Annotated in this window: 16 protein-coding genes; 8 read left to right on the top strand and 8 right to left on the bottom strand. The window is 74.2% G+C overall.

The window, feature by feature from the left end; all coding sequences use genetic code 11:
• Positions 1 to 184 precede the first annotated feature (184 nt).
• Positions 185 to 895: a glycosyltransferase family 2 protein gene (locus tag WME89_RS03385; RefSeq protein WP_437307583.1), complete on the bottom strand. Its 711-nt coding sequence runs from the start codon at positions 893 to 895 to the stop codon at positions 185 to 187.
• A 194-nt stretch (positions 896 to 1,089) separates the two neighbouring features.
• On the opposite strand from WME89_RS03385, the gene WME89_RS03380 reads away from it, so the two are divergent.
• The gene (locus WME89_RS03380) at positions 1,090 to 1,662 is read left to right on the top strand and encodes a hypothetical protein (protein ID WP_438007832.1); all 573 of its coding nucleotides are present in this window, start codon (positions 1,090 to 1,092) and stop codon (positions 1,660 to 1,662) included.
• A gap of 148 nt (positions 1,663 to 1,810) precedes the next feature.
• Here the strand turns inward: WME89_RS03380 and WME89_RS03375 are convergent, their stop codons facing one another.
• Both WME89_RS03375 and WME89_RS03370 read right to left on the bottom strand, forming a co-directional pair.
• Positions 1,811 to 2,248: a rhodanese-like domain-containing protein gene (locus tag WME89_RS03375; RefSeq protein ID WP_438007831.1), complete on the bottom strand. Its 438-nt coding sequence runs from the start codon at positions 2,246 to 2,248 to the stop codon at positions 1,811 to 1,813.
• Positions 2,249 to 2,280: 32 nt separating this feature from the next.
• Positions 2,281 to 3,510 (bottom strand): DUF1015 domain-containing protein, encoded by a 1,230-nt coding sequence (locus WME89_RS03370; protein ID WP_437654191.1) that lies wholly within the window; start codon positions 3,508 to 3,510, stop codon positions 2,281 to 2,283.
• Between the two features lie 204 nt (positions 3,511 to 3,714).
• Between WME89_RS03370 and WME89_RS03365 the strand changes: the two genes are divergently transcribed.
• Together WME89_RS03365 and WME89_RS03360 are read left to right on the top strand one after the other, a co-directional pair.
• Positions 3,715 to 5,370: a helix-turn-helix domain-containing protein gene (locus WME89_RS03365; protein WP_438007830.1), complete on the top strand. Its 1,656-nt coding sequence runs from the start codon at positions 3,715 to 3,717 to the stop codon at positions 5,368 to 5,370.
• Entirely contained in the window at positions 5,363 to 6,868 is a 1,506-nt protein-coding gene (locus tag WME89_RS03360) for a glycosyltransferase family 39 protein (RefSeq protein ID WP_438007829.1), read from the top strand. Before WME89_RS03365 ends, WME89_RS03360 begins: the two co-directional genes overlap by 8 nt.
• 191 nt (positions 6,869 to 7,059) lie before the next feature.
• Here WME89_RS03360 and WME89_RS03355 read toward each other — a convergent pair whose 3' ends face one another.
• Positions 7,060 to 8,085 carry an OmpA family protein gene (locus WME89_RS03355; protein WP_438007828.1) on the bottom strand — a complete coding sequence of 342 codons (1,026 nt, stop codon included), beginning with the start codon at positions 8,083 to 8,085 and terminating at the stop codon, positions 7,060 to 7,062.
• Between the two features lie 117 nt (positions 8,086 to 8,202).
• On the opposite strand from WME89_RS03355, the gene WME89_RS03350 reads away from it, so the two are divergent.
• The 3 genes from WME89_RS03350 to WME89_RS03340 are packed head-to-tail and all read left to right on the top strand — an operon-like array spanning position 8,203 to position 11,936.
• Complete coding sequence (locus WME89_RS03350; protein WP_437623495.1) at positions 8,203 to 9,183, top strand: LysM peptidoglycan-binding domain-containing protein; 981 nt, start codon at positions 8,203 to 8,205, stop codon at positions 9,181 to 9,183.
• Entirely contained in the window at positions 9,180 to 10,421 is a 1,242-nt protein-coding gene (locus WME89_RS03345; protein WP_438007827.1) for a serine/threonine-protein kinase, read from the top strand. The genes WME89_RS03350 and WME89_RS03345 overlap by 4 nt, the downstream gene beginning before the upstream one ends.
• 54 nt (positions 10,422 to 10,475) lie before the next feature.
• Positions 10,476 to 11,936 carry a choice-of-anchor D domain-containing protein gene (locus WME89_RS03340; RefSeq protein ID WP_438007826.1) on the top strand — a complete coding sequence of 487 codons (1,461 nt, stop codon included), beginning with the start codon at positions 10,476 to 10,478 and terminating at the stop codon, positions 11,934 to 11,936.
• A 3-nt stretch (positions 11,937 to 11,939) separates the two neighbouring features.
• Here WME89_RS03340 and ftsH read toward each other — a convergent pair whose 3' ends face one another.
• Positions 11,940 to 13,799, bottom strand: coding sequence for an ATP-dependent zinc metalloprotease FtsH (gene ftsH, locus WME89_RS03335; protein WP_438007825.1), 1,860 nt, complete (start codon positions 13,797 to 13,799; stop codon positions 11,940 to 11,942).
• Positions 13,800 to 13,975: 176 nt separating this feature from the next.
• On the opposite strand from ftsH, the gene WME89_RS03330 reads away from it, so the two are divergent.
• Positions 13,976 to 14,920, top strand: coding sequence for a DUF58 domain-containing protein (locus WME89_RS03330; RefSeq protein ID WP_438007824.1), 945 nt, complete (start codon positions 13,976 to 13,978; stop codon positions 14,918 to 14,920).
• Entirely contained in the window at positions 14,917 to 17,001 is a 2,085-nt protein-coding gene (locus tag WME89_RS03325; protein ID WP_438007823.1) for a VWA domain-containing protein, read from the top strand. The genes WME89_RS03330 and WME89_RS03325 overlap by 4 nt, the downstream gene beginning before the upstream one ends.
• Positions 17,002 to 17,089: 88 nt before the next feature.
• Here the strand turns inward: WME89_RS03325 and panB are convergent, their stop codons facing one another.
• The 3 genes from panB to WME89_RS03310 form a co-directional block, all read right to left on the bottom strand.
• Positions 17,090 to 18,037, bottom strand: coding sequence for a 3-methyl-2-oxobutanoate hydroxymethyltransferase (gene panB, locus WME89_RS03320; RefSeq protein WP_438007822.1), 948 nt, complete (start codon positions 18,035 to 18,037; stop codon positions 17,090 to 17,092).
• Positions 18,038 to 18,234: 197 nt separating this feature from the next.
• Positions 18,235 to 18,858 carry a GNAT family N-acetyltransferase gene (locus WME89_RS03315; protein ID WP_438007821.1) on the bottom strand — a complete coding sequence of 208 codons (624 nt, stop codon included), beginning with the start codon at positions 18,856 to 18,858 and terminating at the stop codon, positions 18,235 to 18,237.
• 31 nt (positions 18,859 to 18,889) lie between these two features.
• Positions 18,890 to 21,124, bottom strand: a complete 2,235-nt coding sequence (locus WME89_RS03310; RefSeq protein ID WP_438007820.1) for an HD domain-containing phosphohydrolase — start codon at positions 21,122 to 21,124, stop codon at positions 18,890 to 18,892.
• Positions 21,125 to 21,349: the final 225 nt, after the last annotated feature.

The following is a 21,349-nucleotide window of genomic DNA, read 5'->3' as shown; positions in this document are numbered from 1 at the left end:
GTTGAAGCATGGCTCCGGGGTCCGCGCCTGCGGGGCCCTACGCGCCAGGTCGATGAGCCAGGTCGCTAGACCAGGCTTGCTATGGAACCAACGCGCGAGTTGTCGACCTCTTTACGCGGGGGTTCATGTCGATTCAGGCAACTCACGCATTCCGTCCTGGCCTGGGCGTGCTGCGATTTCCGGATCAACTCAGGCGCTGCCTTATGGCGCTCCTGGCGATGAGGAAAAGAATGGTGAGCACGTGGCGAGCGCGGAGGCCGCTCGCCTCACCGCGGTAGACGGGGCGCACGCTGACCTCGCGGACGCGGAGCCGGCGCGCCGCGAGGGCGGCGAGGAGGTCGTTCGGATAGCCATAGCGAGGCCAGAGGCCGTCGAGGTCGAGCGCGTCGATCGCGCGGGCCGAGATGGCGGTGTATCCGCACTGGCTGTCGGAGAGCGCGTCGAGCCCGGCCGCGCGGCGGGTGAGCGCCGCGAGCGCCGCCGTGGCGGCGAGGCGCTGGAGGGGCATGACGCGCCACACGTCGGGGTGCCGCAGGCGATCGCCCTTCACATAATCGGCTTCGCCCGTGGTGATCGGAGCGACGACGCGCGGGAGGTCGCGCGGGTCCATCTGTCCATCGCCTGCCATGACGGCGACGGCGGCGGCGCCGAGGGCGCGAGCGCGCCTGTAGCCGGCGACGATGGCAGCGCCGACGCCGCGGCACGCGGGGTGCACGAGCACCTCGAGGCGCTCGTCGCCGGCCGCGCGCGCGATCTCGGCCGTGCCGTCTCGGCTGGCGTCGTCCACGACGATCACGTGGTCGACGAAGGCGGGGACCGCCCCCACAGCCTCGGCGATCCAGCGCGCCTCGTCCCGCGCGGGGATGACGACTGCGACACGCGCACCGTGGAGCACGCCGGTTCGTAGCGGAAGGCGCGGTCCCCGGCAACGCGCTCGGGGCCGCGGCGACGCGCCCGGGCCGGCGAGGCGCCCGGGCCGCGGCACGGCGCCCGGGGCGCGGCGACGCGCCCGGGGCGGCGACGCGAACCGCTGCGCGCCGGAGCGTGGTAGAGGGAGCGCCCTCGGCTCCACCCCCGCTTTCGTCGACCATGCACCGCCGCAACGTCATCGCACTGGGAATCACCGCCGCCGCGTGCGGACTCACGGGCTTCACCGTCGTCCGTCAACCCAAGGACACGACGCCGGAGGGCGTGTATCTCCGCATCGCGAGCGCGATCGGCCGCGGGGACGTGCGGGCCACGTTCGCGGCCCTCGACGATCAGGCGCAGCACGCCTGTCACGCGATCCACGATCACCGCCAGAAGGCCAGCGACCGGATCCAGGGCAGCTATCCGGAGCCGGAGCGGTCGAAGCTGCTCGCCCTGTACAGGGCGCACGCCGAGGCGCAGGACGGCGCGGACGTCTGGGTCGAGATGTCGACGCGGCTCGGCTGGATCGCCCGCCTGCGCCGGGACCTCTCCGGCGTCGCGCGCGTGGAGGTGGACGGCGATCGCGCCGTCGTCGAGACCGCGCGGGGGGCGCGCTACCTGTTCCGGCGTCGCGACAGCGGGCTCTGGGGGCTGTCCGTCTTCACCGCCGAGCTCCTCGCCGAGGCCGAGCGGGCCGCCCTCGACGGGGACGTCGTGGAGCGCGCGGCGCTCGACTACGACCGCGCGCGCTGACGCTCCAGCGCGATCGCGATCGCGATCGCGATCGCGCGCGCTGACGCTCGACCACCCGGCGCGCGGCAAGGCGGCGCGCGCCGCAGCCGACCAGCGCGCGCCGGCGCCCCGCCGAGCGGCGCGGACGCGCAGCGGCGCGACCGGGCCGCTACCTGCCGGCCTTCTGCCGGAGCTCGGCGTACGACGCGCCGGGCGTGGTCGTCTCGACCGGCAGCCCGGCCGGCCCCCACCCCCGCTCGGTCAGCGCGCCGAACGCGTCGCGCGGCCCCTCGAAGCCGGCGCGCTGATCGATGACGGCCGTGTAGCCGGCCGACACCATGGCCTCGGCCGCGCGCATCGAGCGCTGTCCGGACCGACAGCCCACGACGATCTTCGCGTCCTTGGGGTACAGGGAGCAGACCACATCCAGGAAGTCCGGGTTGGGCTTCATGCCGCCGGCGCTGGCGTGCAGGAGCGGCACGTTGTGCGCGCCGCTCGGGTGGCCAGCCGCGTACTCGGGCTCGCTCCGGACATCGAGGTAGAGATACCCCTCCTCGTCGATGAGCCTCTTTGCCTCTCCGGGTGATACGCGCTTGATGTCCGCCATGGGCGCAGTCTACCCCCGGCGGGTCGCGCCCGTCAGAACGTATGCACGAAGAGCCCGCTGCGGAGCTTCGGCTCGAACCACGTGCTCTTCGGCGGCATGAGCAGCCCCGCGTCGCTGACCGCGAACAGCTCGCCGATCTGCGTCGGATAGAGGAGGATCGCCACCGAGAACGCGCCCGAGTCGACCCGCCGCTCGAGCTCGGCGACGCCGCGGATGCCGCCGACGAAATCGACGTGCTTGTCCCGCCGGGGGTCGCTGACGCCGAACACCGGGCCGAGGATCTGGTCCTGGCAGATCGAGCAGTCGAGCGAGGCTACCGGGTCCTTCGCGTCGAACGAGCCCGGGCGGACCTTCGCGGTGTACCAGCGACCGCCGAGGTAGAGCCCGAACGCCTTCGGGCCGGCCGGCGTCGCGGCCGCGCCGTCCTGGACCGGCGCCGGCGCGACGTCGAGCCGCTCGCCGAGGGCGGCGAGGAGCGCCTCCGGGCCGCGGCCGGCGAGGTCTCGCACGACGCGGTTGTAGGGCATGATGTTCATCTGGTCGTGCGGGAAGACGACGGCCAGGAAGACGTCGTGCTCGCCGCCGTCGCCGCGCAGCTTCCGGTGGACGCGCGCGGCCGCGGCGCTGCGGTGGTGGCCGTCGGCGACATAGAGCGTCGGGATCTGCTGGAAACGCTCCTCGAGGTCAGCGGTCGCCGCGCGGCCGAGGACCCAGAGCTTGTGCTCGACGCCGTCGGCGGTCGTGAAATCGTAGATGGGCGGCGACTGCGTGGCGTGCGCGACCGCGCTGTCGAGGCCCGCGTCGGCGCGGTACGTGAGGAACACCGGCTCGTCGTGGGCGCCGAGCTCCTCGATGTGGCGGGTGCGATCGTCCTCCTTGTCGGGGCGCGTCTTCTCGTGCTTCTTGATGACGTCCTGCTCGTACTCGGCGACCGAGGCGCAGCCGACGACGCCGATCTGCCGGTGATCACCCATCTTCTGGGCGTAGAGGTAGAGGTGCGGCTCCGGGTCCTGCGCGAGATCGCCGGTGGCGATGAGGTCGGCGAGGTTCTGCGCGCCGCGGGCGTAGACAGCGTCGTCGTGCTCGTCCGTCCCCTCGGGCAGGTCGATCTCGGGGCGGGAGACGCGGAGGAAGCTGTGCAGGCCCCCTGCCGCGAGGGCGCGCGCCTCGGCGGTGGAGATGACGTCGTACGGCGGGCTGGCGACGCGCGCCGCGTGCGCCGGGGGGGGACGGTAAGCGCAGAAGGGTCGGACGGTGGCCACGGCGAGCGCCTAACCCGGCGGCGGGGGCGCGTCGAGGCAGCTCTGGCGGGCGGCGCTGAGCACGCGCGGCGGGCAGACCGCGCGCGGGCCGGGCGACGGCGGCGCTGATGGCGGCGCGCGGCGCGTGCTAGGAGGGACACGCCCGCTCCACGAGCAGCTCGCCGCGCCGCTTCTTCCACACCGCGCACCGCATCCCGAGGAACCTTGTCCAGCTCCGGTGAGTCCTACCCCCCGTCCCGCTTCTCGACCCTCCCGCCCAGCTCGGCGGACGACCTCGCCCTGCCCGGCGAGGCCCATTCGTTCTCCACGTCGCGCTCCCGCCGCGTGATCGCCGTGGGCGGCGGCCGCGGGGGCGTCGGCAAGGCGACGCTCGCGGTCAACCTGGGGGTGTACTTCGCGCAGCTCGGGCGCGACGTGATCATCATCGACACCGACGCCTACAGCCCGGGGCTGCACGCGGCGCTCGGGATCGAGGCGCCGCCGCTCGTCACGCGCGAGGACATCGAGGAGGGCAAGGCCGAGCCGATCGCGACCACGGTGCCCGGGCTCCGGCTCGTCCCGACCGCGTACGACCCGATGACGGCCACGCCGCTCCGGCCGAGCCGCGCCGCCTACTGGATGAAGATGATCCAGGAGCTCGACGTCGACTACGTGATCGTCAGCCTCGGCGCGGCGACCGGCTCCTCGACGCTCGATCTCTTCCTGCACGCCGACGTCGGCATCTGCGTGACCACGCCCGAGCCGCTCGCGGTCGAGCACGCCTACCGCTTCTGCCGCGCGCTCTACCAGCGCACCTTGCGCCGGGCGCTCATGAAGGAGCGCTTCAAGGTCCGCCTCGTGGAGAAGGTCGCCGCCTCGCTCCCGGCGCTCGCGACCCCGCGCGACTTCATCATGGAGGTGAAGCGGTTCGACGAGGGGGTCGCGTCGCTCGCCGCCGCGCAGCTGCCGCGGGTGACGCCGCACCTCGTGGTCAGCCAGACGCGGCACCGGTCGGACCTGGAGCTCGGCCCGGCGATGAGCGCCGTGTCGCAGCGCTTCCTCGGCATCTCGCTCGACTACCTCGGGCACATCGAGCACGACGACGCGGTGTGGCTGACCGCGCGGCGGCGCCAGCCGCTGCTCATCGACAGCCCGACGTCGAAGAGCGCGCGCAACCTGGAGCGCGTGGCCCGGCGCATCCTCGCGCTGCTCGCCGCGCGCGACTCGCGGCCGGCCGAGGCGCACGCGCGCGCGCTCGCCGCGGCCGCGAAGGGCGCCGCGCCGGCCACCCTCTACGAGGCGCTCGGCCTGGCGCGGACGGCCGCCGACGACGAGATCCGGCGCGCCTACAAGCGGCAGCGCGAGATCTACCGCGAGGGGAGCCTGCCGGTGGTCAGCGTGCTGAGCCCCGCGGTGCTCCAGAAGGAGCAGGCGCGCATCGAGGAGGCGCACGACACGCTCCTCGATCCGGTGCGCCGCCGCGCCTACGACCTCTCGACCTACCCCGACGATCCGCGCACGCCGCTCGGCCCGGCGCGCGCCGAGAACGCCGCCGCCGCGGCCGAGCTCGCCATGCTCCAGGCCGAGCTCGCGCGCGAGATCAACGCCGAGACGCAGTTCAGCGGCGCGCTGCTCCGCAAGGTGCGCGAGTCGCAGGGCGTCGAGCTCACCGACATCTCGCAGCGGACGAAGATCTCGCTGGCGCACCTCCAGGCGATCGAGAACGAGTCGATGGGCGACCTGCCCGCGTCCGTCTATGTACAAGGATTCATTCAGGAAATAGCGAAATACCTGCGGCTCGATCCGGCCCAGGTAGCGAAGACTTACATGCGCCGCCTGCGCGAGATCTCCGCCGGCACGCGCGCGAAGCAGCATGGCTGAGGCGGCGCGCGCCCGCGCCGGGGCGGCGCGAGACGGCCGCGGCCCGGCGAGCGCGCGCGCCGGCGGAGATCTCGTGTTCTCGGCCATCGCGTTCGTGCTCGCGCTGCTGCCGCGGCTCTACGTGGCGATCGCGTGGGCGCGCGAGCCGGTGTGGGACGGCCATTACTACGACTTCGGCGCGCGCCGGATCGCCGCCGGCCTCGGCTACTCGGACGATCTCATCGTCGGGGGCCAGCCGGTGTGGCACCCGTGGTGCCACTATCCGGTCGGCTACAGCGGCTTTCTCGGCCTTGTTTACAGGCTGTTCGGCGCCGGGCCGCACGTGGCGACGGTCGCGAACGCGGTGACCGGCGCGCTGCTCGTGGTCGTGGTCCACCGCCTGGCCCGGTACGCGACGACGCCGGCGCGCGCCCGCGCCGCGGCGCTGCTCGCGGCGCTCTCGCCGGGGCTCATCGTGTACGCGGCGCTCCTCATGACGGAGCCGCTCGCGGCGCTCGGCCTGGTGACGGCGCCGTGGCTGCTCGCGCGCGACGCCGCGCGCGGGCGCTTGCTCCGCGGGGCGGTCCTCGCGGGCGTGGCGCTCGGGCTGACGGCGCTGGTGCGGCCGCAGAGCCTGCTCTGCGCGCCGGCGCTCGCGCTGCTGACGTGGCGCGCGGGGCGCGGCCCGGGCGGGGTGGCCGATGGGGCGAGCGCGGCGTGGAGGCGCGGCGCGCTCGCGGCGGCGGTCTCGGCCGCGACGGCCCTCGCTGTGGTGGCGCCGTGGACGATCCGGAACTGCCGGGTGATGGACGGCTGCGCGCTCGTCTCGACGAACGGCGGCTGGAACCTCGCCATCGGCGCTTTCCCGCGCGCGACGGGCCGCTTCGAGACGCTGCGCGCGGGCGACGGCTGCCCGATCGCGCGCGGGCAGGTGGCGCAGGACCGCTGCTGGATGGCCGAGGGGCTCAAGTGGATCAAGAATGATCCAGTCCGCTGGCTGGCGCTGATCCCGAGGAAGCTGAGCTTCACCTTCGATCACGAGTCGTTCCCCGTCGGCTATCTCGGCGAGGCGAACCCCGCGGCCTGGCCCGAGGAGCGGCGCGCGGCGGGGCGGCGCGTGCTCACGGCGTCGCACCTCGGCCTGCTCTCGGTCGCGGCGCTCGGGGTGGTGGCGCTGCCGCGGCTGCGCCCGTGGCGGGCGCTCGCCGCGCAGCTCCTTGCGCTCGCGGCGGTGCTCGGGCTCGTCGCGTGGGGGGTGCTCGGCGACGAGCACGCCTTCTGGCCGCTCGCGGTGGCGATCCCGGTCATCGCGGCGCTGCCGCTGCCGGGCCGGCCTGCGAACGGGGGAGTCGTCGGCTATCTCGCCTTCGCGGTGGCCTCGGTGACGCTGACGCACGCGGTGTTCTTCGGCGAGGACCGCTATCACATGGTCGTCACGCCGGCGCTGTGCGTCCTCGCCGCGTGCGCGCTGCGGCGGGGAGAGACGGCGCCGGCCGCGGGGCGAGCGGACGCGCGGTGAGCCGCGAGGCGGAGCGTTCATGTCGCGCGCAGCATGGACGAGCGGCGCGCCGGTCTCCTCCTGACCCTCTCCGGCGAACGGCTCGCCGGCCGGGGTGTCAGGCGAGGATGGGTGTCTCTCGGCTCAATGCCGCGCTGGCCGGTGCGTGATTCCGTTGATGGCCAGCGCACCGATTGCCCGACTCACGCCCTTCAGGGCGCTGTCACCGCTCCGGTCTCGCCGGCTGCCTTCCCCCCCTTCTCCGTTCCGTCCTGCTCCGCCACCAAGCCGATCTCGATCCGCCGGTTCTTCGCCCGCCCCGCCTTCGTGGCGTTCGTCGCCGCCGGCGCGAACTCGCCATATCCTGCGGCCGACAGGCCCTGCGGCGCCATTCCCGCCTCGATCAGCGCCTTGACGACCGCCACCGATCGCGCCGCCGAGAGCTCCCAGCTCGACGGGAACCGCGCGCTCTTCCCCCGCGTGCGCCCGTCGTCAGCGCCGTCGTCGGTGTGCCCGGCGACCTGGAACCTGCGGTCCGGCAGGGTCCGGAGCACCCTGGCGAGCTCGACCAGCACCGCCCGGCCTTCCCGTTTGACGTCGGCCTTCCCGGCGTCGAAGAGCACGTCGCTCGGCACCTCCACCAGCAGCTGTCCCCCGCGGAGCCCGACATGGACCTTCCCCGCGTGGACCATGCTCTGGAGCCGGGCCACGACGTCGCGGACCCCGGCCGCCCGCGCCTCGGCCGCCGCCTGCTGGCGGCGGAGCTCGTCGAGCCTGGTCCGCGCCTCGGCGAGCTCGGCCGACAGGCTGCCGCGCTCGTTCGCGAGCTGGCCCACGCTCTGCCCGGCGCTCCGGAGCCGCGCCGACAGCTCCTCGTTCATGGCGGCGAGCTCGTCCAGCCGCCGCACGAGCCCGGCCTCCGCCGTCGTCGCCTCGGACAGCCGTATCTCGCGCGCCCGGACGTCTTCCTCTAGGCGCGCGAGCTCTGCCTCGAGCGCGGCGACCTGCGCGGACCGCTGCGCCGCCTCGGCGCGGGCGCCCTGGGCCTCGGCCCGGGCCTTCTTTCCTTCCTCGCGCTCTCTCTGGATCCCGGCGCGCGCCTCGTCGTAGAGCTCCTGCCGGACGAGGCAGCCGGACGCCGCCAGCCCGAGCATGCCGATCGCGAGCAGCCGCGCCGCGGCGGGCGACCGCCGCGAGAACCACGCCGGGAACCTGCCGGCCTTTGTCGTGTGTCTCATGGACCGGCCGACTCTGGCACGAAACGGCCGGCACGACGAAATTGCGGGCGCGTCCCGCTCTTGCTCCGCCGCGCGACCCGTCGCACAACGCCACGAACCCCTGGTACCCTCCGCCCCGTGAGCTCTCGGCGAACCTGGCCTTCCCTGGGCGCCCTGGCCGCGACGTTGCTGGCAGGCAGCGCCGCGGCGGCGTTCCCGCACGTCGTCCGCGAGGGCGAGACCCTCGCGCAGATCGCGGAGCGCACCTACGGGCGCGTGCAGATGGAGCAGGTGCTCGTCGCCGCCAACGCGCTCGACGCCGGCGCCGGCGTGCCGATCATGCCCGGCCTCCGGCTGGAGGTGCCCGCGCTGGGCCACCACCGCGTCACCGCCGGCGAGACCTGGGCGATCCTCGCGGAGCGGCTGCTCGGCGCCGCCGACCGGAGCGACGTCCTCGCGCTCTCGAACGACACCTGGCCCTGGATCGAGCCGACCGACGGGCTGGAGATCATCGTGCCGTACAACCTGCGGTACGTCGTCGGCCAGAACGACACCCTGCTCACCATCGCCTATCGCTTCCTCGGCAAGCGGGACAAGGCGTGGATGCTCGACAAGTACAACCACCTCAAGCAGGACCCGCTGCGCCGCGGCATGGTGATCCTCGTGCCGCTCACGGATCTGCCGCTCACGACGCAGGGCAAGGCCGAGGCAGCGAGCGCGGGCGCGCTCGTGCGCTCCGAGGGCGCCGGCCGCGCGCGCGAGGCCCAGCGCCGCGTCGACGCCGAGCTGCCGCAGCTCGCCGGCGACGTGCGGAGCGGCCGCTACATCGACGCCGTGGCGCGGGCGAACCGCCTGCTCGGCTACGGCGACCTCGCCCGGATGCAGATCGCCACGGTGCACCGGCACCTGCTCGAGGCCTACGTCGCGCTCGACGCGACCGGGCTCGCCGAGACCGCCTGCGCCGCGTGGCGCGAGTCCGATCCGACCGCGCGGCTCGACCCCATCGAGCTGAGCCCGAAGATCGTGCGCGCCTGCACCTCGTCGACCGATCTGCACCTCATCGCCCCCCCGCCGGACCCCGCGCCGCCGCTCCCCGCGGACGCGGGGGTTGCGCGGTGATCTCGCCGGAGCCCACGCCCGATCGCCTGCCCGCGGGGCACCGCGTCGCGTCGCGCTACACCGTGGCGTCGGTCATCGGGGAGGGCGCGTCCGGCGTCGTGTACAGCGCCGACCGCGACGGGGACGGCCAGCGCGTCGCGCTCAAGGTGATCCACAAGCACCTCTCCGGCACGCCCCAGATCTTCAGGCGCTACCACCGGGAAGCCGCCATCCTGAAGCGCATCGAGGGCCCCCACGTCGTCCGGATGCTCGACTTCGTCGAGGAGGACGGGCTCCTCATGATCGCGCTGGAGCACATCGACGGCAGCTCCCTGGAGGAGCTCCTGCGGGAGCACGCGCCGCTCGGGATCGACCGGGCGACGGAGATCGCCCTGCAGATCTGCTCCGCGCTCGAGACCGCGCACGCAGCGGGCGTGGTCCACCGCGATCTCAAGCCGGCCAACGTGCTCATCGAGCGCGCGGTCGCGTCGCCGCCGCCGGACGGGCACGCCGGCGCCGCGCCGTCGCCGCTCGCGGGGCGCGTCCGCGTCGTCGATTTCGGGCTCGCGAAGGTGGTGCACGGCGAGCAGATGACGACCGGGCTCACCGAGCAGGACATGATCTTCGGCACGCCCGAGTACATGGCCCCGGAGCAGGTGCGCGGAGAGGACGTCGACCCGCGCTGCGACATCTACGCGCTCGGCTGCATCCTCTACGAGATGGTCGTGGGCGCCGTGCCCTTCAGCAAGCGGACGCCCATCGCCGTGATGACGGCCCAGATCACGGAGCAGCCGCTGCCGCCGCGCTCCGGCAAGCGCGACGGCCTCGTCTCCGCCGGCCTGGAGGCCGTCATCCTGAGGGCCCTCTCCAAGGATCGGGCCGATCGGTACCCGAGCGCCCGGGCCTTCGCCGACGCCCTGCGCGCCTGCCGCGAGCGGCGCGTCGTGGGCCACACCCCCGCGGGCCTCCAGGGCGCCACCTCGATCACCGAGCTGGAGCTCGAGCGGACCGGCCTCGATCACGCCGCGGCCGCCCAGAACGACGTTTCCACCTCGGACGTCGCTCACCGGGTCTCGTCCCGGGAGAGCGCGGTGGTCCGGGTGCAGCCCGAGGGCAGAGCCGCGGTGTTCGGCGAGGCGCGCGGCGATGGCAAGGCGACGGCGGGCGGCACCTCGCGCGAGCGTATCCTGTGGACCGTGGTGGCCATTCTCTGCGCGGCCGCTGGAATCGCGGTCGGCACGCTGTTCGGGGCGCGCTAGGCGTTAGCCACGCCGCCATCCTGGAATGCCGTGATGGCGTGGAGCGCCCGGATCGTGGTAATCGCGATCATGCGCTCTCTGCAGTCCGGCGACGCTGTTCTCGCGGCCTTCTCCCCTGCCCGGCGCCGGAGAGCGCGCGCTCTTCTCTACACCGCCTGCGCCGCCGCCGCGCTCCCCCTCCTCGTCCCCGCCGCCGCTTCGGCCTACGACTCGCTCGCCGCGCCGTGCCCCGGCGACCCGCTGATGTGCGAGCGGGGAGCGGTCGCCTTCCAGCGCACAGAGGCCATCCCGCTCGAGCTCGACTTCGAGACAGGCTGGGTTCCGCCGAGCTCGCCGCTGCAAGTGAACCTCCGGGCCGCCGTCTACGCGAACACCCAGGTATCCCTGAGCGGCGCGCTCGAGGCGTCATGGCCAGAGGCGCTCTCGCTCACGGCCCCCGGCGCCGAGGGCGGGGGCGATTTCAGCTGCGATTACGGGCTCGACGTCAGCGCCCAGGGGCGCGTCAGCGTTTCCGTCCTCGGCCAGGACTTCGACTGGACAGGCGATATCCCGTACGTGCCCCAGATCGACTTCCAGGTGCACACCCGCGACAAGTTCGACGCCTGGGGCTGGGACCCGGGCATCACCCTGGCGAGCTCGACCGATCTCCAGCGGCTCGCGTCCGTCTCCGTCGGCGACATCATCGGCGGCTCGATTCCCGGCATCGACGGCAGGTTCGAGCTCGATGTGGCCATGGACGTCACCGCCCGCTACGTGACGCACCGCGTGGCCATCGAGACGCTCGATCAGGCGACGGTGAGCGGCGGGGACATCACCTCGGAGCAGGGCGTCTCGTCGACGGAGTACCTGGGCGGCCCGTCGGTCGAGCTCAATGTCCGCCCGGAGGGCTCGGTGCGGTACGACGGCACGCTCCACCTCATCCCGGCGTTCAGCGTCAGCCTGCTGGGCCGGGAATGGTCGATCCCGATCGCCGATATCCCGCTCGCCTTCCCGCTCACCGAGCGGGCCTGGGTCTTCGAGAGCGAGCGCGTCCACGTGCCCCTCCCGGACCTCGCGCTCGACAAGCAGGAGATCGACTTCGGCGCGGTGGAGGTCGGGCAGGCCAACGTGGAGCTCGTCAGGCTGTCCAACGCCGGGGAGGCGCTGCTCGACGTCGCCGTGACGACCGACGGCGCTTCGAGCTTCGAGCTCGCGGACCCGGCGCTCGAGATCGACCCTGAAACGACGGTCGACTTCGCGATCAGCTTCGCGCCGGAGACCGCCGGCGAGTTCACGGCGACGCTCCTCGTCGCGTCGAACGATCCGGACGAGCCGGAGCAGGAGATCACCGTGAGGGGCACCGGCGTGGCCAGGCCGGTGGAGCAGCCAGACGACGTCGAGCCCGCGGACCAGGACGGCGGCTGCGCCTGCCGCGCGGGCGCGCCGCGCGACGGTGCCGGCGGGGGCTGGGCGGCCGCCGGGCTGTCGCTCGCCGCGCTCGCGGGCGGCCTCGGGCGCCGTCGCCGCGCGGCCTGAGCCTCAGGCCGCGCTCGTCGACCCGACGGAGATCTTCCGCCGCGTCGACACGGCCGCGATCCGCTCCAGCTCCTCGCCGCGCAGCGTCTCCTTGAGCACGAGCGCCTCCGCCGCCGCCTCGAGGCCCTCGCGGCGGTCGGCGAGCAGCTGCTTCGCCTTCAGGTACATCTCGCCGAGCCGCTCCCGCACCTCCTCGTCGACCTCGCGCGCCGTCTCCTCGCTGCAGGTGCGCTCTTCCTGGAGCACGCCGAGCATCGGCGCGCCGACGCTGCGCGCGAGCGCGGCCAGCCCGAGGCGCCGGCTCATGCCCAGGCGGGTCACCATCTCGCGGACGAGCGCCGTGGCCCGCCCGAGATCGTCGTGCGCGCCGCTCGACACCTGGCCGAGCGCGATCTCCTCCGCCGCCCTGCCGCCGAGCATCACCGTGACGCGCGACTCGATCTCCTGCTCGGTGACGAGCTGGCGCTCGTCGCGCGGCACCTGGATCGTGACGCCGAGCGCGCCGATGGTGCGCGCCACGATGGACACCCGCTCCACCGGGTCGGCGGCCGGCAGCGCGAGCGCGACGAGCGCGTGCCCGGCCTCGTGGTAGGCCACGCGCCGCCGCTCCTCCGCGGTCATGATCTGCCCGCGGCGACGGAGCCCGAGCTGCGAGCGGTCGAGCGCCTCGTCGAAGTCGGCCTGCCCGATCTCCTTCGCGCCGCGCCGCGCCCCGGCGAGCGCCGCCTCGTTGACGATCTTGGCGAGGTCGGCCCCGACCATGCCCGGCGTGCGGCGCGCCACGAGCCCGAGGTCGACGTCGTTCGCGAGCGGCACCCGCCGCGCGTGCACCGCGAGGATCGCCTCGCGGCCCCGCAGGTCGGGCCGATCCACGATGACCTGGCGATCGAAGCGCCCGGGCCGCAAGAGGGCTGGATCGAGCACCTCGGGCCGGTTGGTGGCGGCCATCAGGATCACGGTGGTGCGCACGTCGAAGCCGTCGAGCTCGGCGAGGAGCTGGTGGAGCGTCTGCTCCCGCTCGTCGTGGGTCGCGAGCGCGCCGAGGCCGCCCCGGGTCCTGCCCACGGCGTCGATCTCGTCGATGAACACGATGCTGGGCGCGCTCTTGCGCGCCTCCTCGAAGAGCTCGCGCACGCGCGCGGCGCCGAGCCCGACGAACATCTCGACGAACTCGCTCGCGTTCAGCGAGAAGAACGGCACCTTCGCCTCGCCCGCCACGGCGCGCGCGAGCAGCGTTTTCCCGGTGCCGGGCGGACCGATGAGCAGGAGGCCGCGCGGGATCCGCCCGCCCAGCGACCGGTACCGCGACGGCTCCCTGAGGAAGTCGACGACCTCGACGAGCTCGTCCTTGGCCTCGTCCACCCCCGCGACGTCGGGGAAGCGCACCGGATCCTGCCTGGACCTGTCGTAGATCTTCGCCTTGCTGCGCAGGAACCCGAGCGGCCCCCCGCCCCCCTGCCCCGCCCGGCGCAGCATCATGAAGAACGCCGCGTTGATGAGGGCGAGCGGCAGGAGCCAGACCGCCACCTGCGTCCACGCCGAGGACTGGGCGCTCTTCGCCTCGATGCGGACCTCCTGGTCGAGCAGCGCCCTCACGAGCGGCTCGTCCTCGACGCCGGGCAGCCGCGTCACGCGGACGCGCTCCTCGGGCCGCTGCGGGGCGCCGCGGCGGATCAGCTCGACCTCGTCGGGCTTCACGACCGCCGCGGCGACCTCGCCGCGCCGCACCTCGGCGACCGCCTCGTCGTAGGGGACGAGCGGCCGACCCGGCGGCCTGATGACCCCGGAAAAGACGAGGATCGCGGCGGCGATCAGCAGGTACCCGAGCCACGCGCGCGACGCCGGTCTCTTCTCGTCAGCCATTCCCTGGAGCTGATGTGTGGCGGGCGTCGCCGCGGCAAGCCCTCGGCCCCGGAAGAACGGGAAAGCGAGCGGTAAAGCCGCGCGAGGGAGGGCGCCCCGGCCCGGCCGAGCCCGGCCCGGCCGCGCCCGCACGGCGAGGTGATCGCCCCCGGGATCCACGCTAAAGAAGCGCCCCTGTGCCGATCTCTCCCGACCGCGCCGCGCTCGCCGCATTTCCCATCGACTGGGGCGGGCTCGCCCCGCTCCGCCTCAAGTCGCGGGCCATCGCCGAGGGCGTCTACGCCGGGATGCACCGGAGCATCCGCAAGGGCGCCGGCGTCGAGTTCGGCGGGCAGCGGCCCTACGTGCCCGGCGACGATCTCCGCTTCTTCGATCGCCGCGCCCTGCTCCGCCACGACCGCCTGATGGTGCGCGAGTTCGAGACCGAGACCGATCGCGCGCTCTGGCTGTGCGTGGACGCGACCGCCTCGATGTCCTACCGCGGCCGGCGCGCGCCCGGCGCCAAGCTCGCCTACGCGGCGCTCATCGCCGCGGCCATGGCCCGCGTCGCGCTCGCCACCGGCGACCCCGTGGGGCTCGCCTGGCTGGGCGGCGCCGGCACCCACGGCCTGCCGGCCATGGCGGGGCGCGAGGCGTTCGAGCGGATCGTCGGCGCCCTCGAGGCCACCTCCGCCGCGCAGGACTGGAGCGGCGACGCGGGCGCCATCGAGCGCGCGCTCGCGCCCGTCGCGAAGAAGGCGCGCCGCGGCGCCGTGGTGCTGCTGATCTCGGATCTCCTGGATCTCGCTCATGAATCCGGCGCGGAGGGCGCGCTCTCCGCGTTCACGTCGCTCAGCACGGGCGGCCGCACGCTGATCGCCCTCCAGGTCCTCGATCCGAGCGAGGCGGAGCTCGACTTCGAGGGCAACGTGCGCCTGCGCGCCCTCGAGGGCGGCGCCGTGGTCGAGGCCGACGCGGGCGCGGTCCGCGCGCAGTACCAGGCGCGCCTCGCCGCCCTCACCGACGGCTGGTCGCGCGCGCTCGCGTCGCGCGGCGGCCGCCTGCTCCGCGCGACGAGCGCCGAGCCGCCGACCGACGTCGTCCGCGCCCTCCTGCGGGCGATCGCCGAGGTGCGGCGATGAGCTTCGTCACGCTCGGCGCGCTGCTCGTCGCGCTGCTCGTCGGCGCGCCGGTCGCCGCGCACCTCCTGCGCCGCCGCCGCGCCGAGGAGCGGCCGTTCCCGCCGGCGCGCCTGGTCCCGCCCACGCCGCCGACGGCGCGGCGCCGGAGCCTCCTCGAGGACCGCGCCCTCTTCGCCACCCGGGCGGTCTCGGTGCTCGCGCTCGCGGTGCTCGGCGCGACGCCGCTCCTGCGCTGCTCGCACCTGTCGCTCAGCCGCAGGGCCGGCGCCTCCGTCGCGCTCGCCATCGTCGTCGACGACTCGCTGAGCATGCGCGCGCGCGCGCGCTCCGGCGTGGGCAGCGCCGACGGCGCGGCGCGCGACGCCCCCTCGCGGTTCGAGCGCGCGCTCACGGCGGCGCGCGAGCTCGCCGGCGGGCTCGCCCCCGGCGACGCCGCCGCGATCGTCCTCGCGGGCGCCCCGGCCCGCGTCGCCCTCGCGTCGACGACCAACCTCGCCGCCGTCGCCGAGGCGCTCGCCACCGTGGCGCCCTCGGACCGCGCCACCGACCTCGACGGCGCCCTCGATCTCGCCCGCGATCTGCTCCGGGGGCTGCCCCAGGGCGACAAGCGCATCGTGCTCCTCAGCGACCTCGCGGACGGCGCGCCCGGCGCCCCGCCCATCTCGGGCACCCCCGACATCGCCACGTGGGTGCCGCTCGAGGAGCTCGAGGCGGGGGGACAGGACTGCGGCATCGTGCGCGCCGATCGCTCCGGCCAGAGGGCGCGCGTGCGCGTCGTCTGCACCGCCGCGTCGGCCCCCGCGCCAGGGCCGGACGGCGCCGCGGCGCCGGCGCCGTCCGACGCGCGCGCCTCCGCCGCGGCGGGGCGATCGCTCGAGGTGCGCGCCGGCGACGCGGTGCTCGGCAAGGTCGCGCTCGATCCGGCGCTGCACGCCGAGGAGCTCTCGGTCGACCTGCCCTCCGGGACGCCCGAGATCCTGATCGCCGCGCTCACGGGCAGCGACGCGATCGCCGAGGATGACCGCGCGCCGATCATCTCGGCCGGCGGCCCGCTCTCGATCGCCGTCGTCGTCGACCCCGCGGCCACGCACGTCGAGACGGGCGGCCCGCCGCCGCTCGAGCAGGCCCTCTCGGCCCTCGATCTCGACGCCCAGATCCGGCCGCTGCCCTCGGTCCCGGAGCACGCGGACGAGCTGGCCGCGCACGCGGGGCTCATCGTCGACGACGCGCCGGGGTTCACGCCGGAGGTGCGCCGCTCGCTCGCCGCGTGGGTCGAGCGCGGCGGCGTCGCGCTCCTGACCCTCGGCCAGCGCGCGGCCGCCGCGCCGCTCGGCGCCGGGTTCGAGCCGCTGGTGCCCGGCGTCGTCCGCTGGACGGCGTCGCCGGTGCCCGGCGTGGATCCCGCCACGGCGGGCTGGCTCGGCCCGGCCTCGGCCGGCCTCGCGGACGTCGCGCCGCGCGGCCGGGCCACGCTGGGCCCCGAGGCCACCGAGGGCGCCGAGGTGCTCGCCCGGTGGAAGGACGGCGCCCCGTTCCTCGTACGCCGGCCGCTCGGGCGCGGCGTCGTGCTGGTCATGACGCTGCCGCTCAGCACGGAGGAGAGCGACGTCGCGCTGCGGCCGGCGTTCCTGTCGCTGCTCGACGGGTTCGTCGGCGCCGCGCGCGCCCGGGGCGGGGCGCGGCGCCTCGCCGCGGGCGAGACGTGGACGTTCGACGGCTACCGCGACGTGAAGGTCGAGCGCGTGCGGGTCGACGCCGGCCAGGGCCCGGCGGGGCGCGAGGCGCTCCCCGTCGCGGAGGTCGAGCGGCGGCTGCGCGTCTCGCCGCCGCTCGCCGGGCTCTACGAGCTCACCCTGGACGGCGAGCGCTCGACGCGCGTCGTGTCGGTCCCGGAGCGCGAGATCGACCTGCGCCCCCGGCGCGTCGCCGACAGCGCCCGCGCGGCGGAGCTCGGCGGCATGTCCGCGTCGATCGACGCGTCGCCGTACGTGGCGCTGGCGCTGCTGTTGCTGCTCGCCGCCGAGCTGCTGCTGCGCGCGCTCGGAGCGCGGCGGGCGCCGGCGGAGGTCCAGGCCGGCTGAGGCCGGCGCCGCGCAGGGAGGCCGGAGCCCGGGCCGCTCCATGCGCGGCCCGGCCTCTCCGCCTGCACCTCTCCGCGCGCCTGCCCTCTCAGTGCGTCTGCCAGTGCGCGGGCATCTCGTCCGCCGGCGGGAACTCCGGCTTGGCGGGCGTGGCGGGGACGACGGCGGCCCGGCGCGGCCCGTTCGGCTTGAAGCTGTGCTCCGCGGCGGGGAACGTGCGCGACTGCACCTCGTCCACGTAGGCGCGCGTCGCCTCGACGATCTGGTCGCCGACCTCGGCGAAGCGCTTCGCGAACTTCGGCGTCAGCTCGCGGAACATCCCGAGCAGGTCGTAACAGACGAGCACCTGCCCATCGCAGCCGACCCCGGCGCCGATGCCGATCGTCGGCACGGACACCGCCGCGGTCACCTCCTGCGCGAGGTCCGGCGGGATGGCCTCGAGCACGATCGCGTAGACGCCCGCCTCGTCGAGGATGCGCGCGTCGGCGATGAGGCGCTCGGCCGCCTGGTCGCTCTTGCCCTGCACCTTGAAGCCGCCCATCGCGTGCACGGACTGCGGCGTGAGCCCGAGGTGCCCCATCACCGGGATGCCCGCGGCGACGATCCGGCGCACGTGCTCGGCGATCTCCTGGCCGCCCTCGAGCTTGATGCTCTCGAAGCTGCCCTCCTTCATCATCCGCCCGGCGTTCTCGAGCGCGTGCACCGGAGAGAGCTGGAAGCTCATGAACGGCATGTCGCCCACGACGTGGGCCCGCCGCGCGCCCCGCGCGACCGCGCGCCCGTGGTAACAGATCTCCTCGACCGTCACCGGGAGCGTCGTCGGGTGCCCCTGCACGACCATCCCGAGCGAGTCGCCGACGAGCAGCAGATCGGCGCCGCCCTCGTCGAGCAGCCGCGCCATCGTGAAGTCGTAGGCAGTCACCATCGCTATCGGCGACGTGCCTTTGCGGGAGCGGATCTCGGGGACAGTGACCTTCGTCGAGCGCGGCGCGGGCCTGCGCGCGCTGCCGCCACCATTGCCTTGCGGACCGTACATTTGTGCCTCCTGGTCGCGGCCGCACCTGCGGTCCACGCCTCCCGAGAGGCTAGGGCCGCGCCTCCTCGAGGGCAAGACGCGGCGCGCCGACGCGGCGGACGGCTGGCATGATCTGAAACGATTCCGGTCGCTTACGTGACCACCGCGGCGCGCGTCGCGGCGTGCGTCCAGCGCCCGCGCGCCGCGGCGCAGCCCGCTCAGCCGTGGCGCTGGCCGGCGCTCCCCTCCGGGGCCGCCGACGCGCGCCAGGCGCCCGGGTGCGCGGCGCGCGGGTTGGTGAGCGCGGTCAGCACGTGATCGCGCCAGGCGCCGTCGATGAACAGGTAGTCGCGGGCGTACCCCTCGACGACGAAGCCGAGGCGCCGGAGCAATCGACCGCTGCGCTCGTTGTAGGGCAGGTAGTTCGCCATCACCCGGTGGAAGCCGAGCGTGTCGAACATGTACGCGAGCGCCGCCTCGAGGGCCTCGGACATCACGCCCGAGCCCACGGCGCGCTGGTCGAGCGAGTAGCCGAGGGTCGCCGCCTGGAAGGCGCCGCGGACGAACTGGCTGAAGTTGCAGACCCCGATCACCTCGCCGCCGGGCGCGTCGCGCCGCTGGATGGCGAGCCGGAGCGCCCGGTCCGCGTCGAGGTCGTCGCGATCGCGCTGCAGGCGCTCACGCCAGAACGCCTCGGTGTAAAAGCCCTCGGGGCGCGGCGGATCCCACCGGGCCAGGTGCTCGCGGTTGCGCTCGAAATAGTCGAGGTAGCGGCCGGCGAGCTCGAGGGGCGGGATGCAGAGGCGCAGGCGCGGCGTCTCGATGCAGACGGAGCTCTTCAACCCGGCCTCCACGCGCGGCGTGACTTTAACTTTAGGACAGGGTCCCTTCGTCGAGGCGGCGCATCCCCTCCAGGAGCAGCGCCTCAGGCGACGCGGTGATGCTGCGGGTGCTGGGCGAGAAGCTCGGGTCGAGGCGGAAGTCGCCCTCCCGCAGCGTGAGCATCCGGTAGAACGCGTCCTCGCCCAGCGCGCCGGCCCAGAGCGCGTGGACGACCTGCCCGTCGGCGAAGTGGATCTCGCCGGCCATCGAGTTCGCCTGGATCTTGAGCGCGCACGTCTTCCGGCCGTGCCAGAGGATCTGGATCATGTCCGGCAGGCCCATCTCGGCGAGCGAGCCGGACACGCCGCGGGGGACGGCGGTGGCGGAGCGCCGCTCGATGAGCTGGCGGAGCTTGGCGGCCATGACGTCGGTCGACGCGGGCTTCGAGACGAAGTCGTCGACGCCGAGATCGAAGGCGCGCTGGGCGGTCTGCCGGTCCGTCTTCGCCGTGAGGATGACCCACGTCTTGTCGCGGCCGAACCCGAGCTTCAGCGCATCGGCGCGGAGCGTGAGGCCGGCGTCGGGCTCCTCGAGATCGATCTCGCTGACGACCACCTCGATGTCCTTCGTCTCGAGCTCGCGGCGGGCCTGCGCCACGTTGCGCGCGATCGAGACCTCGAACCCCTGCTCGAGGAGCCGCAGCTCGAGCACCGTGGTCTCCTCCGGATCCGGGTCGACGATGAGCGCCTGGTGCCGGTCGGAGAGCAGCTTCGCGCGCATGTCGTCGCCGGTCATGACCTGGCGGAAGAGGTCGACGATGTTCGGATCGAAGATGGTGCCGCGGTACTGGGCGAGCACGTCGCAGGCCTCGGGCGGGCGGAGCGCCTTGCGGTAGGGGTTGCGCGGGTTCTGCGTCAGGTCGGCGTAGGTGTCCGCGACCGCGAGGATGCGCGCGCCGAGCGGGATCTCCTTGCCGGAGAGGCCGTCGGGGAAGCCGCTGCCGTCGTAGCGCTCGTACATCAGGTTGATCGCCGAGACGACGTCCTGGGGCAGGCCCACCGACTCCATGAGGTGCGCCGGGAGGTCGACGCTCTTCGTCGCGGCGAGCCGGTGCCCCTCGTACTCGGCGACGTTGAGCGCGGTGAGGTGGTACGGGCCGTTCTTGCCGAGGTCGTGCAGGTAGGCGGACGCCACGTAGCTCGCGACCGTCGGCGGCGGCAGGCCGATGCGCTCGCAGAGCTTCCGGACGATGCGCGCGACCGTGGAGGAGTGGCCCCGCAGGTCCTGCCGGTTGTTCTCGAGCAGGCTGACGAGCACGTTGAGCGTCTCCACGTACGCGTGGCTCGTGGTCGGGTGCGGCGGCGGGGCGACCGGCGCGGACGTGGGGGCCACCTGCTGCGGCTGGACGGGGGGCGACGGCGGCACCGGCGTGGGCGGTGGACCGGCTGGGGCCACGCGGGGCGGCGCGGCGGGCGCGGCCGGCGCCCGCATGGCCGCGGGGGGCGGCGCCGAGACGAGCGGCGCGGGCCCCGGCGCGAGCGCCGGGGTCGCGTGCGCCGGCTGCCCGTGCATCATCTGCGTGTGCATCGGCGGCGTGTGCGCGGGCTGGGCGTACGCGGGCTGCCCGTGCATCGTCTGCGGGTGCGCCGCGGGCACGTGGGTCATCGACGCCCGATCGTGCATCACCATCGATGCGCGCTCGTTCGTCATGGACGTCCGCTCGTGCATCGTCCCGGTGCGCTCGAACGGGTTGTTGTTGGGGTTGTTGTAGAGGATCTCGTCGAACGAGCTGACCGGCCGGAGCAGCGAGTTGAACGCGGTCGTGTCGCCGCGGTAGTGGTACGCGATGGCCGCGCGCACCGCCGCCGGCCTGGCGACGATGGCGCGTACGTCCCGCACGCCCGCGGCCAGCCGGATCTCGTGCAGCGCGACGTCGTTGTCGGGATCCGCCGTCGCGACCGAGAGCGTCGTGTTGCGCTCGTCGAGCAGGACCGGAAAGACGCCGTGCAAGGTCGCGGTGATCGCCGAGACCTTGGCGAGCACGCGGGGCTCGATGATCGCCTTCGAGAGCTTCTCGGTGGAGACGAAGCGGGTGTTGTGGACGGTCGCGATGAACTTGAGGAGCTCGGCCTCGTTGACGATATCGAGCTCGATGATGGCATCCTCGATGCGGCCGCGCGTACGCATCGCGTACTCCACGGCGCGACGATGATCGTCCGGGGTGATGCGCCCCTCGAGGACGAGGCGATCGGCAATCCGCTGGTTCAATCCTTGAACGGAAGCCATCGAAACCCTGATTCTACTCGAAAATTGGAGGTGGGCGCGCGCCGGAGGACCCTCGCGGAACGGGAGCACGCGGGGAGAGCTGGCCTGCCGCACGCGGCGTATGCAGCCATGGGGTGCGCTCGATGAATGAGAGCAGAGCTAGGGGCGGCGCGCGAGCCCCGTGAACGTCCCGGCGCACGCCGGGTCACTCCCGTGGCCCCGCTCGACCGATGCGGTGCCACGTGG

The organism is Sorangium sp. So ce321 (genome assembly GCF_051530195.1).
Lineage (GTDB): Bacteria > Myxococcota_A > Polyangia > Polyangiales > Polyangiaceae > Sorangium.
This window is presented reverse-complemented; position numbering and strand designations above follow the sequence as displayed.

Coding starts and splice junctions, on each gene's coding strand:
- WME89_RS03380 (WP_438007832.1), top strand. CDS start 1,090: ATGCACCGCCGCAACGTCATCGCACTGGGAATCACCGCCGCCGCGTGC.
- WME89_RS03375 (WP_438007831.1), bottom strand. CDS start 2,248: ATGGCGGACATCAAGCGCGTATCACCCGGAGAGGCAAAGAGGCTCATC.
- panB (WP_438007822.1), bottom strand. CDS start 18,037: ATGTACGGTCCGCAAGGCAATGGTGGCGGCAGCGCGCGCAGGCCCGCG.
- WME89_RS03355 (WP_438007828.1), bottom strand. CDS start 8,085: ATGAGACACACGACAAAGGCCGGCAGGTTCCCGGCGTGGTTCTCGCGG.
- WME89_RS03310 (WP_438007820.1), bottom strand. CDS start 21,124: ATGGCTTCCGTTCAAGGATTGAACCAGCGGATTGCCGATCGCCTCGTC.
- WME89_RS03360 (WP_438007829.1), top strand. CDS start 5,363: ATGGCTGAGGCGGCGCGCGCCCGCGCCGGGGCGGCGCGAGACGGCCGC.
- ftsH (WP_438007825.1), bottom strand. CDS start 13,799: ATGGCTGACGAGAAGAGACCGGCGTCGCGCGCGTGGCTCGGGTACCTG.
- WME89_RS03325 (WP_438007823.1), top strand. CDS start 14,917: ATGAGCTTCGTCACGCTCGGCGCGCTGCTCGTCGCGCTGCTCGTCGGC.